This window comes from Streptomyces phyllanthi, from assembly GCF_009377205.1.
GTDB classification, from domain to species: Bacteria; Actinomycetota; Actinomycetes; order Streptomycetales; family Streptomycetaceae; genus Streptomyces; species Streptomyces phyllanthi.
Window position 1 is genome coordinate 1 of record NZ_VJZE01000224.1, and the last position, 14355, is coordinate 14355.

Here is a 14355-nt window from a genome sequence, read left to right on the forward strand (position 1 = left end):
GGTCCCCCTCCCCCGCCGCGCGCGCCCGCCGGTCCCTGCTGCGCGGAGTGCCGGTGCTGCCCGCGGTGGTCCTGCTGCTGCTCTTCCTGGCCGGCCCGATCGCGTACTGCGTGTACTACGCGTTCACCGACATGCGGCTCACGGGAGCCGCCGGGGCGCACTTCGTCGGGTTCGACAACTTCACCAAGGCGTTCGCCGACCCGGACTTCTTCAACGCGGTCGTGCTCACGCTCGTCTTCACCGTCGTGTCGTCGATCATCGGCCAGAACACGCTGGGTCTCGGGCTGGCCGCGCTGCTGCAGAAGGCGTCACGGAGCGTGCGCTCGGTCGCCTCGACGGTGGTCCTGGCGGCCTGGGTGATCCCCGAAGTGGTGGCCGCCTATCTGCTGTACGTGTTCTTCCGCAAGGAGGGAGAGCTCAACGCCGTCCTCTCCTTCCTCCACCTTCCGCGGCAGAACTGGCTCTACACGCTGCCCATTCTCGCCGTCTCCCTGGCCAACGTCTGGCGGGGGACGGCGTTCTCCATGCTCGTCTACTCGGCCGCGCTGCGGGAGATCCCCCAGGAGATCACCGAGGCCGCGGAGGTGGACGGCGCCGGGCGGTGGCACCGGCTGTGGCACGTCACCCTGCCGATGATCCGCCGTTCCATCGGCACCAATCTGATGCTCAACACCCTGCAGACGCTGTCGGTGTTCGGCCTGATCTTCGTGATGACCCGCGGCGGTCCGGGCAACAAGAGCCAGACCCTCCCGCTGTACATGTACGAACAGGCCTTCCAGAACAGCCTGATCGGCTACGGCACGGCGGTGGCGCTGATGCTGCTGGCGGTCGGGGCGCTGTTCTCGGTGCTGTATCTGCGGCTGCTGCGGACGGAGGTCTGAATGGCCGTCATCGCCGGCCCCGAGAGCGCCACCCCGCCGCGCGCCCGGCGGCCGGCGGCGGCCGGAGCGCGGCACCGCTCCCGCCGCCGCTCCGAACGCGCCGTGGTGAACGCGGTACTGCTGCTGATCGCCCTGTGCTTCCTGGCCCCGCTGCTGTGGCTGTTCCTGGCCTCGGTGAACGGCACGGCCGGTCTGCGGGTCACCGCGCCGGACCCGCTGACCCTGGACAACTTCCGCGCCGTACTGACCACCGACATCACCTTCCTGCCGATGCTCAACGGACTGGTGCTGTGCGGCGGGGCGACCGCGCTGTGCGTGGCGGCCTCGGTCCTGGCGGCCTACCCGCTGTCCCGGTACGAGTCCCGGTTCAAGCGACCGTTCCTGCTCACCATCCTGTTCACCACCGGGCTGCCGATCACCGCGGTGATGGTGCCCGTCTACGCGATGTTCGTACAGGTCGACCTGATCGACACCATGTACGGCACCGTCCTGTTCCTGGGGACGTCCTCGCTGCCGTTCGCCATCTGGCTGACCAAGAACTTCATGGACGGCGTACCGCTGGTGCTGGAGGAGGCGGCCTGGACGGACGGCGCCTCGGGCATGCAGACCCTCCGCCGTATCGTGCTCCCGCTGATGTGGCCGGGAGTCACCGTGGTGACGATCTTCACCTTCATCCTGATGTGGGGGAACTTCTTCGTCCCCTTCTTCCTGCTGCTCTCCCCCGACCAGCAGCCGGCCTCGGTGAGCATCTTCACCTTCTTCGGTTCGCGCGGAACGGTGCAGTACGGCCAGCTCGCGGCCTTCTCGATGCTGTACTCGACACCGGTGATCCTGCTGTACGTGGTCATGTCGCGGCTGATCGGCGGCAGTTCGGCCCTGGGCGGGGCCCTGAAGGGCTGAGGCCTGCCCGCGCCGAGCCGCAGACGTCCGTGAACGGGGCTGTTCCGCAACCGTGCCAACCGGTTGGCGGGGCGGGCCAGGCCGTGGCGGCGCGTGGCGGAAGCATGCCGGGGCGAACGATCTGTCTCCGGCCGGACAGTGGACGGACAGGGCCCTAGCGGCGGCGCCAGGGCAGTACCGCAGGGTCCGACTCCGCGGACTCGACGCGCTGCAGGGCCTCGCAGATCGCCTCGCCGATCTCCGCCAGCTGCCTGACCTGTTCCGGGGTGAGGGCGTCGAAGACCGCGCGGCGTACCGACTCCACATGCCCGGGAGCGGCCCGTTCCAGCAGGGTCCGCCCCTCGTCGGTGAGGACGGCGAGCTGGCCGCGGCCGTCGGCGGGGTCCTCACGCCGGTCCACGAAACCGGCGTCCCGCAGCCGGTTCACCGCGTGGGTGAGCCGGCTGCGGGTGATCTTCAGCCGTCGCGCCAGCTCGGACATGCCCAGGGCGGCGTCGGGGGCCGAGGAGAGATGGGCCAGCAGGGCGTAGTCGGCATGGGTCATGCCGGCGTCGCGTCGCAGCTGCCGGTTCAGATAGTCGGCGAGCAGGGTGGAGAAGTCGACATAGGCCAGCCAGGCCCGTTGTTCCTCGGCGGTGAGCCAGGGTGGGGTGGTGGGCATGGACCCAGCCTACCGGCCATTTACTTGAATCTTTAATCAGAGCTTTTCGTCATGGCCGGCCTGGGGCAGGCCGCCGAGCTTGCTTCGGAGTTCACCGGCGGCCGGGTGGCCGATCTCGTCGGCGGTCTTCAGGGCCTGGCGCCAGGCCGGCCCGGCCTCCTCGGGGTCGCCGGCGGCGAGATGGGTGTCGCCGAGATGGTTGAGGATCTCCGTCTCGCCGTACCGGTCGCCGAACCCGCGGACCAGTACGAGGGCGCGCCGATAGCAGTCGAGGGCCTCGGTGTACTCGGCGAGGTGGTGGTGTGCGTAGCCCAGGCTGTCCCACGCGCCCGCCTCGCCGTGGCGATCGCCGATCCGCTGGTTGAGGTCCACCGCCTGGGCACAGTGGTCGAGTGCCGTCCGGTGCTCGCCGAGCATGATGTGCAGCCAGCCCACGTTGTTGAGTGCCTTGGCCTGGCCGGCCTGATGGCCGGTCCGCCGGTACAGCGCCAGCGCCTGCTGGGAATGGTCGAGCGCGTCGCGGGGGCGGCCCTGCTGGTCGCACACCCAGCCCAGGCCGCGGTGGGTGTGGGCCTGGCTGACCGGGTCGTTCAACTCTCCGTAGAGGTCCAGGGCCTTGCGGAAGTGGTGGTGTCCGTCGTCGAGCAGGCCCATCTGGGTGCAGACGTTACCGAGGCTGCGGTGCGCCGCGGCCTGCCATGACCGGTCGCCGATCCGCTCCGCCGCGTCCAGCGCGACGCGCTGACTGGCGGCCCAGTCGTGCCAGTGGCCTCGGTAGTCGAAGAACGTCTCGAGGGCCCAGGCCAGTTGCCAGGACCGCGTGTCGAAGCCGGCCGCGGCCGCCAGAGCGACGGTGCTCGGCAGCACGGGGTACTCGGTGGTGAACCAGTCCAGGGCCGCGCCGTGGTCCGCCGGTTCCTGGGGCGTGACCCCCGGCAGGGCCGCGGACAGGTGGATGGGGTCCCGGTGCGGGTCCAGCAGCCCCGCGGCGGCGCAGGCCGTGTGGAGGTAGAAGTCCACCAGTCGCAGCAGCGCCTCGTCGCCGCCCTCAGCGGGCTCTTCCCGTGCCCGTTCGGCCGCGTAGAGGCGGACGAGGTCGTGCAGACGGTAGCGGCCCGGTGCGGGCTGCTGGACGAGATGGGCGTTCTCCAGCTCCCGCAGGGCCGCGCGCACGGCGGTGACCGGCCGGGCGACGAGACTCGCGACGGCCGCCTGCCCGATCTCCGGCCCCGGAGCGAGACCGAGGTGCCGGAACACCTCCGCGGCCCTGGCGGTCAGGGCGCGGTACGACACGGTGAAGGCGGCGCGCACATCGGCCGTCAGATCCCCGGCGTCCAGCGCGTCCAGCCGGGCCGACTCGTCCTTGAGCTCCTCGGCGAGGACGGCGAGCGGGAAGTCCGGGTGGGCCGCGTCGCGGGCGCCGACCACGCTGATCGCCAGCGGCAGCCCTCCGCAGTGCTCCAGCAGGACGGCGGCGGCATCGGGCTCGGCCGCCGTCCGGTCCCGCCCCAGATGGCGGACCAGCAGTTCCCGTGCCTCGGGGTCGGTCAGCACGTCGAGCGTCAGCAGCCGGGCCCCATGGGCGCTCGCCAGCCCTGCCAGCCTCCGGCGGCTGGTGACCAGCACCGCGCAGGCGGCGCTGCCCGGCAGCAGCGCGGCCGCCTGCTCGGCGTCGGCGGCGTTGTCCAGCACGATCAGCATCCGCCGTCCCTGGACCAGGCTCCGGTACAGCCCGATCCTCGCCTGTACGTCCAGCGGCACGGCCCCGGACTCCACGCCCAGGGCGTCGAGGAATCCGCGGACCGCCACGGCGGGCGCGACGGGATCCCCCGAGGGATCGAAACCACGCAGGTCCACATACAGCTGACCGTCCGGGAAACGGTCGAGGCGCTCGTACGCCCAGTGCAGGGCGAGCCTGGTCTTGCCGATCCCGCCACTGCCACCGATCGCGGAGACCACCACCGTCCCGCCCGGCGCGTCCAGCGCCTTGTCGAGCTCCGCGAGCTGCTGCTCACGGCCCGTGAAAAGCCCTGGGCGCGCGGGGAGTTGGCGAGAGATCGGGACACTGGACCGGCCGCGCGGGGCAGAGCCCGGGTCAGGGTCAGGGTCAGAGGCCGGTTCCGGCTTCGAGCTCGCGTCCGGGTTCGGGTTCGGGTTCGGAAGGTCCAGTGCCGGATCGCCGGTGAGGATCCGCTGGTGCAACTGCCGCAGCGGCGCTCCGGGATCGATGCCCAGCTCCTCCGCGAGCCGTTCCCGGATGCCCTGGTAACACGTCAGGGCGTCGGCGGGGCGGCCACTGCGGTACAGGGCGAGCATGTGCTGACCGGCCAGACGCTCGTCCAGTGGGTGCTCCGCGCTACGGGTGGTGAGCTCGGGCAGCAGTTCACCGTGCGACCCGCTCCGTAATCGGATGTCGGTGGCGTCCAGTTCGGCCGAGAACCGTTCCCGCTCCAGGGCCTGCCGCAGACCGTGGAACCACGGGGTGTCCACCGTGGCGAACGGTTCTCCTCGCCACAGCTCCAGCGCCCGCCGCATCAGCGCCGCCGCCTGATCGTCGCCGGCCGCCCGGGCCCGCGCGACCAGGTCCCGGAACCGGTGGATGTCCACGGTCGCCGGATCGGCCTCCAGGACGTAGCCCCCGGGCCGCCGCACGATCCGCACCTCCCCGGTGGGACGCAGCGCCTGGCGCAGACGGGACACGTATCCGTACAGCGTCTCCCTGCCTCGCTGCGGCACCCGGTCCCCCCACACCCGGTCGACGAGTTCGTCGACCGGCACCGGCCGGTTGGGCTCGGTGAGCAGGGCGGCCAGCACACTCCGCTGCCGAATGTGCCCCATATCCACCGGACGGCCGTCGACGCGCGCCTCGATCGGGCCGAGCAAGCCGAACTCCACTGCCATTCCGCCCCCTCCCCTGTGGTCACGGTAGCCACGGAACACCGGGGCCCACCAGCCGATTCAAGGTCTTCCCAAGGTTCTCCCCCAGCCAGTCGGGCAACGTGGTCCCCGCCGGATACGAGGCACTCGAGGTGGACGGCATCCGGCGGCGGGCCTCCCCCGGGGGAGGGGCCCGCCGCCGGGTCGCACCGGGGCAACTCCCGGTAGCGGCGCACCTAGTCGCAGGTGACATCCCCCGCCGGTCGTTCCCCCGTCGCCAGGAAGCGGGACGCCGTCCGGTCGCCGCAGGCGTTGCCGTTGGCGAGGTAGGCGCCGTGGCCGGTGGAGTCGACGGTCACCATGACGGCGCGCCTGCCGAGGGCGGCACGGAGCTTGAGGGCGCCGCTGAGGGGGGTGGCCACATCGCGCCGGTTCTGGATGAGGAGGACGTTGGAAGGGCCGCGGTCGGTGATCCGTACCGCGGGCTCCTTCGGTGCGTCCGGCCAGGCGGCGCAGATCATGGCGCTCCTCGGCAGCCCGGCGGTCAGCGGGTACTCGGCGCGGCTTTCGGCGACTCCCCGCTCGTACACGGCCGCCGACCTGGGCCAGGCGACGTCGTTGCAGATGGCCGCGCCGGCCGCGATGGAGTTCTGCAGGACGGAGTCGGGCGGCCCCTGGGGCACGGGCGGCACGGTGCCCTTCCGGGCGGCCTGGATCATCCGGGCCAGCGTGGGGTACCTGTCGGGGTCGTAGAGGGTGTCCAGCATGGTCTGGCGCAGCACATTGCCGTTGAGCTCCTCCGGGTTGGCGCCGGGCCAGGGGATCGGCTCGCGGTCGAGGCGGGCGGCGAGGCGGAGGAAGAGCGGGCGCACCTCGGCGGCGGTCGCGGCCACGCGGTCGGGGTTGCCGGGCGTGGACGCCCACGTGGCGAACTCGGGGAAGTTGTCCTCGACCCCGGTCTCGTACATGGCGAGCCAGCCGCGGGCCACCCGGGTGGGGTCGGGGTCGTCGTTGCTGTCGAGCACCACGCGGTCGGTGCGGTGCGGGAACAGCTGGTTGTAAACGGCGCCGACGTACGTCCCGTACGAGACGCCCCACGCGGAGATCTTCCGCTCTCCGAGCGCCGCCCGGATGCGGTCGAGGTCACGGGCCTCGTTGGCGGTGCTGATGTGCCGTATCAGTTCGCCGCCGTTGCGTGCGCAGGCGTCCGCCATGCGCCGGGCGGTGGCCATGTTCCCGGTGACGGAGCCGTCGGGGGCGGGCCAGGGACGGAGCTTCGTCAGGGCGAGGTCGCTCTTCTCCAGCTCGCAGCTGACCGGGGTGGATCGGCCGTAGCCCCGCGGGTCGAAGCCGATCAGATCGTAGGTGTCCCGTACGTCCTGGGGCAGCTTCTGCCCCTTGCCCGACGGGGCGTCGAGGCTGCCGCCGCCCGGTCCGCCGGGGATCATCAGCAGCACGCCGCGGCGCTTCCGGTGGTTCTCGGCGGGGATACGGGAGAGCGCGAGAGTGATCTTCCTGCCGTGGGGGGCGGCGTAGTCCATGGGCACCTCGACGGTCGCGCACTCCTGGCGCGGATCGAGCCCCTGGCCCTCACACTCCACCCAGTCGAGGGGCGGCTCGGGGGCCATGGGGGCGGCTCCCAGCGCGAGCGCGGGAGAGAACTCGGGTGAGGCAGAAGTCGTCGCGGCAGCGAACGGCGTGGTGAGGCCCATGACCACGGCGGACGCGGCAAGCAGGGCTGCGTTTCGCTTGATCTTCGTCATACGAACGAGCTTCGCCCCTCCCCCACTGTCTCTGACATACCGTCAACTGGCCTCTCTTCACGGGGGTTTACCCCAGTCACATGGGCGGGGTAGCCCTTCTCGCCCCCTGAGGCGACCCCTCCCCGTCCGATCGGCGGCCGCCCTGCGCGCGGTCGCCGGGGAAGTCGGACCGGTTCGGGGCACGTTCGGCCGTCCGGACGGGTCGTGCACCTTCCGCCGCCGCCCACTCGTGTCGTCGGCCCCTCACGACGCGCGGGCCGGTATGCGCGTCACCCCGGAAGCACCCCACCCCGTATCAGGTCAAGCGTCCCGGACTCTTGACTCGGAATGCGGCAGTCGCGATTCTCGTCACATCGATTGTGCGAGTCATGACAATCACGTCGTGGGCTGGTAAGGCCACCCCGGACGGTCAGGCTCATCCACCCGCGCGACCCGCCCGACCGAGGACGTGACCAATGACCATGGTTCGCCCCCGCCTGCACTTCAGGAGCATCCTCCGCAAGCACAGGCACCTCACCCTGCTGTCCCTGCTCGTCATCGTGATGGCCATGACGCTGGGCCCGACGCCGAGTTCGGCCGCCACCGACTGGTGGACGCCGAGCGCGCGGCCCTCGCCGGACTCCCAGATCAACGTGACCGGCGAGCCCTTCAAGGGCACCAACTCCGCAGGGGAGGTACGCGGGTTCGTCGACGCGCACAACCACATCATGTCCAACGAGGCGTTCGGCGGCCGGCTCATCTGCGGCAAGCCCTTCTCCACGAAGGGGATCGCCGACGCGCTCAAGGACTGTCCGGAGCACTACCCCGACGGTTCGCTCGCGGTCTTCGACTACATCACCCACGGCGGTGACGGCAGGCACGACCCGGTCGGCTGGCCCACGTTCAAGGACTGGCCCGCGTACGACTCGCTGACCCACCAGCAGAACTACTACGCGTGGATCGAGCGCGCCTGGCGCGGCGGTCAGCGTGTGCTCGTCAACGACCTCGTCACCAACGGCGTGATCTGCTCGGTCTACTTCTTCAAGGACCGCAGCTGCGACGAGATGACGTCCATCCGGCTCCAGGCCAAGCTGACGTACGACATGCAGGCCTACATCGACAGCATGTACGGCGGCACGGGCAAGGGCTGGTTCCGGATCGTCACCGACAGCGCCCAGGCCCGCGAGGTCATCAAGCAGGGCAAGCTGGCCGTCATCCTCGGGGTCGAGACCTCCGAGCCGTTCGGCTGCAAGCAGATCCTGGACATCGCGCAGTGCGACAAGGACGACATCGACGCTGGCCTCGACGAGCTGTACGACCTGGGCGTGCGCAGCATGTTCCTGTGCCACAAGTTCGACAACGCCCTGTGCGGCGTCCGCTTCGACGAGCACGGCCTCGGTACGGCGATCAACGTCGGCCAGTTCCTGTCGACCGGCACCTTCTGGAAGACGGAGAAGTGCACGGGCCCGCAGAAGGACAACCCCATCGGCGAGGCGTCGTCCGAGGCGGAGGAGGACCTGCCGGCGGGCACCGAGGTCCCGGAGTACGACGAGGACGCCCAGTGCAACGTACGCGGGCTCACCGACCTCGGTGAGTACGCCGTGCGCGGCATGATGGAGCGCAAGATGATGGTCGAGATCGACCACATGAGCGTCAAGGCCACCGGCCGGGTGCTCGACATCTTCGAGGCCGAGCAGTACGCGGGCGTCCTCTCCTCGCACAGCTGGATGGACCTGAACTGGACCGAGCGGGTCTACTCCCTCGGCGGCTTCGTCGCCCAGTACATGCACGGCTCGGAGGAGTTCAGCACGGAGGCGAAGCGCACGGACGCGCTGCGGGACAAGTACAACGTCGGCTACGGCTACGGCACCGACATGAACGGCGTCGGCGGCTGGCCCGCACCCCGCGGGGCGAGCACCTCGAACCCCGTGAAGTACCCCTTCACCAGCGTCGACGGCGGTGCCGTCATCGACAGGCAGACCACGGGCGAGCGCACCTGGGACTTCAACACCGACGGCGGCGCGCACTACGGAATGGTCCCGGACTGGATCGAGGACATCCGGCTCGTCGGCGGCCAGGACGTCGTGAACGACCTCTTCCGCGGCGCCGAGTCGTACCTCGACACCTGGGGCGCCTCGGAGAACCACAAGGCCGGGGTCAACCTCGCCAAGGGCCGGCCGGCGACGGCCAGTTCGTCGGAGTCCAACCCCTTCACCAGCTACGCGCCGGGCCGGGCCGTGGACGGCGACTCGGGCACCCGCTGGGCGAGCGACTGGAGCGACGACCAGTGGCTGAGGATCGACCTCGGGTCCACGCAGACGGTCAAGCGCGTCACGCTCGACTGGGAGAAGGCGTACGGGAGGTCGTACCGCATCGAGCTCTCCACCGACGGCACGACCTGGAAGACCGCGTGGTCCACGACGTCCGGTGACGGCGGCCTGGACACGGCCGGGTTCAGCGCCACACCGGCACGGTACGTCCGCGTCCACGGCCTGGACCGCGGCACCGACTGGGGCTACTCCCTGTACGAGGTGGGCGTCTACAGCGGCTGAGCGACGGTGCCCCCGCCCGGGCCTGCCCGGTGGGCGGGGGCACCGTTACCCTGCTCGGCGGGCAGAGCGCGTAAGGGACGGGGGACACGCACATGGCACGGATGCCGTCGGCCGAGCGGCGCCGGCAGCTGACCGAGGCGGCGATCAGGGCGATGACCCGGGACGGGGTGGCCAGGACGACGACCCGGTCCATCTGCGCCGAGGCGGGCGTCAGCCTGAGCGTCTTCCACTACTGCTTCGACTCCAAGCAGGCCCTGATCGAGTCCGTGATCAGGGCGATCACCGCCGACTACATCACGGTGGTGAAGGAGGCGATCCGGCCCAGGGGCACGCTGCAGGAGACCGTACGGGCCGGGTTCCAGGCCTACTGGGATCATGTGTCCGCCCGTCCCGGCGAGCACATGCTGACGTACGAACTGACGCAGTACGCCCTGCGCGAGCCGGGCTTCGAGCATCTGGCGCGACGGCAGTACGAGATGTACCGCGACACCTACGCGGAGCTGATCGAACAGCTCGGCCGGAGCATGGAGTTCCAGCTCCTCGTCCCCGTCGGCGTACTGGCGCGCTATCTGGCCGCGATGACGGACGGGCTGACGCTGAACTACCTCGTCCTCGGCGACGACACATCGGCCGCGGACGTCCTCGACATGGTCACCGAGCACGTCGCCGGTCTGGTCCGGGAGCCCGAGAGCCCGCGCGCCTGAACCATCCCGCGGGTGCGCTCAGGACGTGCGCGCGGGGTGGCCGTTGGCGCGGGCCGTGGTGGCGATCAGCTGGTCGATCAGGGCGGTCAGCACCTCCCGGCACGACCCGCGTTCGCGTGCGTCGCAGAGCAGCACCTGGGCGCCGTCCGGCAGCGCGAGGGCCTCCCGGATCTCCTCGGGCGCGTACGGGTGCAGTCCGTGGAAGCCGTTGACGCCGATGACGAACGGGATCCTGCGGCGCTCGAAGAAGTCGATGGCGGCGAAGCTGGACTCCGGCCGCCGCACGTCCACGAGGACCACGGCGCCCAGCGCACCGATGGCGAGGTCGTTCCACATGAACCAGAACCGCTGCTGCCCGGGCGTGCCGAACAGATACAGCACGAGGTCCTGGCTGATCGTGATCCGCCCGAAGTCGAGGGCCACGGTGGTGGCCCGCTTCTCCTCGATCCCGTTCAGGTCGTCGACGCCGAGGCCCGCCATGGTCAGGGGTTCCTCGGTGCGCAGCGGGACGATCTCACTGACCGACCCGACCATGGTCGTCTTGCCGACACCGAAGCCCCCGGCTATCAGGATCTTGACCGTGTCGGGTGCCGTTACCCCCTGGGCGGTGGCGTCAGAGCCGGTCAAGGCCTTCCCTCACTTTCTGCAGCAGTTCCAGGTCCGTGGTGCGCGAGACAGGACGCGGCGGCTGGACGACGATCCGTCCCGCCTGCAGCAGGTCGCAGAGCATGATGCTGACGACACTCACCGGCAGGTCGAGCCGTGTGGCGAGCTCGGCCACCACGATCGGTTCGGCGCACAGACGCAGGATCCGTCCGTGTTCGGGCTGGAGCCGTGTGCTCCCGTCGGGGGGCGGGTCGACGGCGATCACCATCGTGATGAGGGTGAAGTCGCCGCGGTCCGGCCGGGTCCGGCCGCCGGTCAGGGTGAACGGCCGGACCAGACGGCCGGCCGTATCGCCTCCGTTCACCTCTCGCCGTTGTCCGCCGCGACGACGACACCTGCCCGCGGAGCGGCACTGAGGTGCTCGCCGATCTTCTTCACCAGCATGTTCATCTGGTACGCCACCACACCGACGTCCGCGCCCTGACTGGTCAGCACCGCGAGGCTGGCTCCGGGTCCGGCGTTGGTGAGGATCAGATAGGAGTTGCCCATCTCGATGAGCAGCTGGCGCACCGGGCCACCGCGGAAGTCCATGCTGACGCCCTTGCTGAGGCTCATCAGGCCGGACGCGGTGGCCGCGAGCCGCTCGGCGTCGTCGCGCACGAACGCGGTCGACTTGCTGACGACCAGTCCGTCCTCCGAGAGCACGACGGCGTGGTTCACCTCGGCGACCCGGTCCACCAGTCCGGTGAGCAGCTGGTCGAGCTGACTGTGCGTGGCGGGGATGGGGCGTGTCATTTCTGTGTCCTTCATCAGCGGTCGGCCGGCGGAGTGGAGGTGACAGAGGTGTGTACGGCGGAGACCTTCTCGTCGGCGCCCTCGGGTGCGCTCTCTTCCTTCTCGTCGTACTCGATCTCCCCGCCGTCGTCACGGGCCTGGAGGGTCCCGCGTTGGAAACAGGCCAGTGAGGAGGCGGCGCGCTCCGCGGTGAAGTCGTCGAAGGGATCCTCGTCGTCCTGGTCGGGTCCCGTGTCCTCCCGCAGCTCGGCGGCCAGACTGGTCTGTGGGACCCGGCGGGGCAGCGGAGCGAGTCCGTCGCCCCGTGCGCGGCCCGGGGCGGGCACGGCCGTACGGGGCGCGGGCCGCGAGAGGGCCTTGGCCGGGGTGCGGTCGCCGGTGCGCGCGGGCGCGGCGGGCGACGCGTCCGGGGCCTGTTCGCGGGTGCGTTCGCCGTTGACGGGGGTGTCGCTGACGGGGGTGCCGGCGACGGTCTGTTCGTCCACGACCGCCGCGGAGATGAGCACCTTCGCCGGGCCGGCGGGGCCGGCGTCGGCGGCCGGGGAACCCGAGGCGTCCTGTGGGTCCGCGGCGTCCTGCGCGTCCCGGCCGTCCCCGGCGGGCGCGACGGGCCGCTCGTCCACCGGCTCGTCGGCGGGCTCGTCGAAGGTCTCCTGCACCACGATGTCGTGCGGGATCAGCACGATCGCCGTCGTACCGCCGTACGGCGAGGAGCGCAGCGTCACCACGATGCCGTGCCGGGTGGCGAGCCGGGCGATCACGAACATGCCGAGCCGCAGGTCGTCGGCCAGCGCCACCACGTCGAACTGCGGGGGCACCGCCAGCTGGGCGTTGAACGCGGCGTAGTCCTCCTCGGACATGCCGAGGCCGCGGTCCTCGATCTCCACGGCCAGACCCCTGCCCACCATCGCGGCCCGTACGCTCACCGGGCTGGGGGCGGGCGAGTAGGCGGTCGCGTTGTCGATGAGCTCGGCCAGCAGGTGGATGACGTCCGCCACGGCGGGCGGGGCGAGGGACACCTCCTCCTCGGTGTGCACCTCCACCCGCTGGTACTGGGCGACCTCGCCGACGGCGCTGCGCAGGATGTCGATCAGCGCGACCGGGCGGGTCCAGGTACGGCCGGGCCGCTCACCGCTGATGATGACGAGGTTCTCCTCGTAGCGGCGCAACTGGCTGGCGGTGGAGTCGAGTTCGTACAGGCCCTCCAGGATCTTCGGGTCCTGGTGCTCGCGTTCCAGCTTGTCGAGCTTGCTGAGCTGGAGGTTGACCAGGTTCTGGCTCTGCCGCGCGATACCGAGGATGACCTTCTGGAAGCCGCGCCGGGTGTCGGCGAGTTCCACCGCGGTGTGCACGGCGGTGCGCTGTGCGGTGTTGAACGCCTGGGCGACCTGGCCGAGTTCGTCCTCGCCGTAGTCGAGCGGCGGGGTTGCGGACTCGACGTCGACCTTCTCGCCCCGGTCGAGGCGGGCCCGTACGTCGGGCAGCCGTTCCTCGGCCAGGCCGAGCGTGGCCATGCGCAGTCCGCGCAGCCGACGGGACAGGGAGCGGGTGATGCGCCAGGACATCACGGCGCACACCAGCAGGGCGACAAGACCACCGACGCTCAGCGAGCCGGCCTTGATCAGCAGTCCGCGGGCCTGTTCACCGCTGCGGTCGAGCAGGGAACGGGTCTCCTGCCGGATCAGGTCGGTGTACTGGGCCGAGAGGTTCTCCAGCGCCCCTTCCCACCGCTTGCGCACATCATCCGGCAGAACGGTGCGGCGGGCGTCGACCTTGCCCGTCGTGGGGATGGCGAGCAGCTGACCCTCCACGCTCTCCAGGGTCTGCCAGTCCTCGCCCTGCAGTATCTGCTCGGTCCGCGACTTCACCGTGCCGCGCAGGGAGGGGATGATCTGGTCCTCGACGAGCCACCGCCGCGCGTTGACCAGCTGGGTGAACTTCATGCGCTGCTGCTCGTCGAGGTACCCGGACGGCCACGCGAGGGTGAGCAGCGCGTCCTCCTGGGAGACCAGCTCCGCCGCGTGTTCCAGGGCGACGAGCGGATCGGCCTGTGAGGTGAGGTCCCCGTCGTCGACCTGGGAGAGCTCGTTGAAGGCGTGGATCTGGTCGTCGATGATCGACGTGTACTGGTCGAGCGTCTGCTGCGGGGTGATGTCGGTGGGGTCGTCGACCTGGTCCCGGTAGTACTCGAGGCTCCCGACCGCGCCGATGACGGAGGACATCCTGTCCCCTACGCGGTTGGGGGCGTCGGCGATCGCGTCGGACTGGCCGACCAGTTGCGCGACGGCCGTGTCCGTCTCCTTCCGCTGCTCGTCGAGTGCCGCCCGGGCGCCGCTACGGCCGGCCAGCACGGCCGCCGACAGGGCGCGTTCGCCCTGCAGGGCGAGGGTCACATCGGTGCCCATGGCGCCGGTCGACTTGCTCAGGCCGGTCTGTTCCCGCAGGTGCAGACCCTCCGAGAACATCTGCACCGTCGTCACGCCCCACATGGCGGCGAGGGTGACGCTGGGGATCAGAGCCAGGAGGATCAGCGAGAGACGTATGGAGCCGAGACGGCGCCGGGCACCTGTCCGTGAAGGCATCGTCGTCCTTGGGCGATTGACGTGAGCGGGGGTCGGGAGGAAGCCGGAGGGAGTG

At 70.6% G+C, this 14355-nt stretch carries 11 protein-coding genes; 4 read left to right on the forward strand and 7 right to left on the reverse strand.

Translation table 11 applies throughout. The features are described from left to right. Positions 1 to 35 precede the first annotated feature (35 nt). Both FNH04_RS26910 and FNH04_RS26915 read left to right on the forward strand, forming a co-directional pair. Positions 36 to 881, forward strand: a complete 846-nt coding sequence (locus FNH04_RS26910; RefSeq protein WP_152788396.1) for a carbohydrate ABC transporter permease — start codon at positions 36 to 38, stop codon at positions 879 to 881. Then, positions 882 to 1781, forward strand: a complete 900-nt coding sequence (locus FNH04_RS26915) for a carbohydrate ABC transporter permease (RefSeq protein WP_152788387.1) — start codon at positions 882 to 884, stop codon at positions 1779 to 1781. Between the two features lie 154 nt (positions 1782 to 1935). Here FNH04_RS26915 and FNH04_RS26920 read toward each other — a convergent pair whose 3' ends face one another. The 3 genes from FNH04_RS26920 to FNH04_RS26930 all read right to left on the reverse strand — a co-directional run bounded on the left by FNH04_RS26920 (position 1936) and on the right by FNH04_RS26930 (position 7082). Next, a complete protein-coding gene (locus tag FNH04_RS26920; protein ID WP_152788388.1) occupies positions 1936 to 2442 on the reverse strand; it encodes a MarR family winged helix-turn-helix transcriptional regulator in 507 nt (168 codons plus the stop codon). Positions 2443 to 2478: 36 nt separating this feature from the next. Further along, entirely contained in the window at positions 2479 to 5343 is a 2865-nt protein-coding gene (locus FNH04_RS26925; protein ID WP_152788389.1) for an AfsR/SARP family transcriptional regulator, read from the reverse strand. A 212-nt stretch (positions 5344 to 5555) separates the two neighbouring features. Continuing rightward, on the reverse strand, positions 5556 to 7082 hold the full coding sequence (locus FNH04_RS26930) for an alpha/beta hydrolase (protein WP_152788390.1): 1527 nt from the start codon (positions 7080 to 7082) through the stop codon (positions 5556 to 5558). A 542-nt stretch (positions 7083 to 7624) separates the two neighbouring features. Between FNH04_RS26930 and FNH04_RS26935 the strand changes: the two genes are divergently transcribed. Next, the gene (locus FNH04_RS26935) at positions 7625 to 9613 is read left to right on the forward strand and encodes a galactose-binding domain-containing protein (protein ID WP_386575743.1); all 1989 of its coding nucleotides are present in this window, start codon (positions 7625 to 7627) and stop codon (positions 9611 to 9613) included. A 92-nt stretch (positions 9614 to 9705) separates the two neighbouring features. Then, on the forward strand, positions 9706 to 10317 hold the full coding sequence (locus FNH04_RS26940) for a TetR/AcrR family transcriptional regulator (protein WP_152788392.1): 612 nt from the start codon (positions 9706 to 9708) through the stop codon (positions 10315 to 10317). 18 nt (positions 10318 to 10335) lie between these two features. Here the strand turns inward: FNH04_RS26940 and FNH04_RS26945 are convergent, their stop codons facing one another. Genes FNH04_RS26945 through FNH04_RS26960 form a run of 4 tightly spaced genes read right to left on the reverse strand, consistent with a single transcriptional unit; the run spans position 10336 to position 14300 of the window. Then, positions 10336 to 10944, reverse strand: coding sequence for a GTP-binding protein (locus FNH04_RS26945; protein ID WP_152788393.1), 609 nt, complete (start codon positions 10942 to 10944; stop codon positions 10336 to 10338). Continuing rightward, positions 10931 to 11287: a DUF742 domain-containing protein gene (locus FNH04_RS26950; RefSeq protein ID WP_322723957.1), complete on the reverse strand. Its 357-nt coding sequence runs from the start codon at positions 11285 to 11287 to the stop codon at positions 10931 to 10933. The genes FNH04_RS26945 and FNH04_RS26950 overlap by 14 nt, the downstream gene beginning before the upstream one ends. Next, positions 11284 to 11718 (reverse strand): roadblock/LC7 domain-containing protein, encoded by a 435-nt coding sequence (locus tag FNH04_RS26955; protein WP_152788394.1) that lies wholly within the window; start codon positions 11716 to 11718, stop codon positions 11284 to 11286. The genes FNH04_RS26950 and FNH04_RS26955 overlap by 4 nt, the downstream gene beginning before the upstream one ends. 14 nt (positions 11719 to 11732) lie before the next feature. Then, positions 11733 to 14300: a sensor histidine kinase gene (locus FNH04_RS26960; RefSeq protein ID WP_152788395.1), complete on the reverse strand. Its 2568-nt coding sequence runs from the start codon at positions 14298 to 14300 to the stop codon at positions 11733 to 11735. Between the last annotated feature and the right edge of the window lie 55 nt (positions 14301 to 14355).

Bases quoted from the DNA above. Each gene is read 5' to 3' on its own strand.
- FNH04_RS26940 (WP_152788392.1), top strand. From the start codon at position 9,706: ATGGCACGGATGCCGTCGGCCGAGCGGCGCCGGCAGCTGACCGAGGCG.
- FNH04_RS26935 (WP_386575743.1), top strand. From the start codon at position 7,625: ATGGCCATGACGCTGGGCCCGACGCCGAGTTCGGCCGCCACCGACTGG.
- FNH04_RS26930 (WP_152788390.1), bottom strand. From the start codon at position 7,082: ATGACGAAGATCAAGCGAAACGCAGCCCTGCTTGCCGCGTCCGCCGTG.
- FNH04_RS26955 (WP_152788394.1), bottom strand. From the start codon at position 11,718: ATGACACGCCCCATCCCCGCCACGCACAGTCAGCTCGACCAGCTGCTC.
- FNH04_RS26960 (WP_152788395.1), bottom strand. From the start codon at position 14,300: ATGCCTTCACGGACAGGTGCCCGGCGCCGTCTCGGCTCCATACGTCTC.
- FNH04_RS26915 (WP_152788387.1), top strand. From the start codon at position 882: ATGGCCGTCATCGCCGGCCCCGAGAGCGCCACCCCGCCGCGCGCCCGG.
- FNH04_RS26925 (WP_152788389.1), bottom strand. From the start codon at position 5,343: ATGGCAGTGGAGTTCGGCTTGCTCGGCCCGATCGAGGCGCGCGTCGAC.
- FNH04_RS26920 (WP_152788388.1), bottom strand. From the start codon at position 2,442: ATGCCCACCACCCCACCCTGGCTCACCGCCGAGGAACAACGGGCCTGG.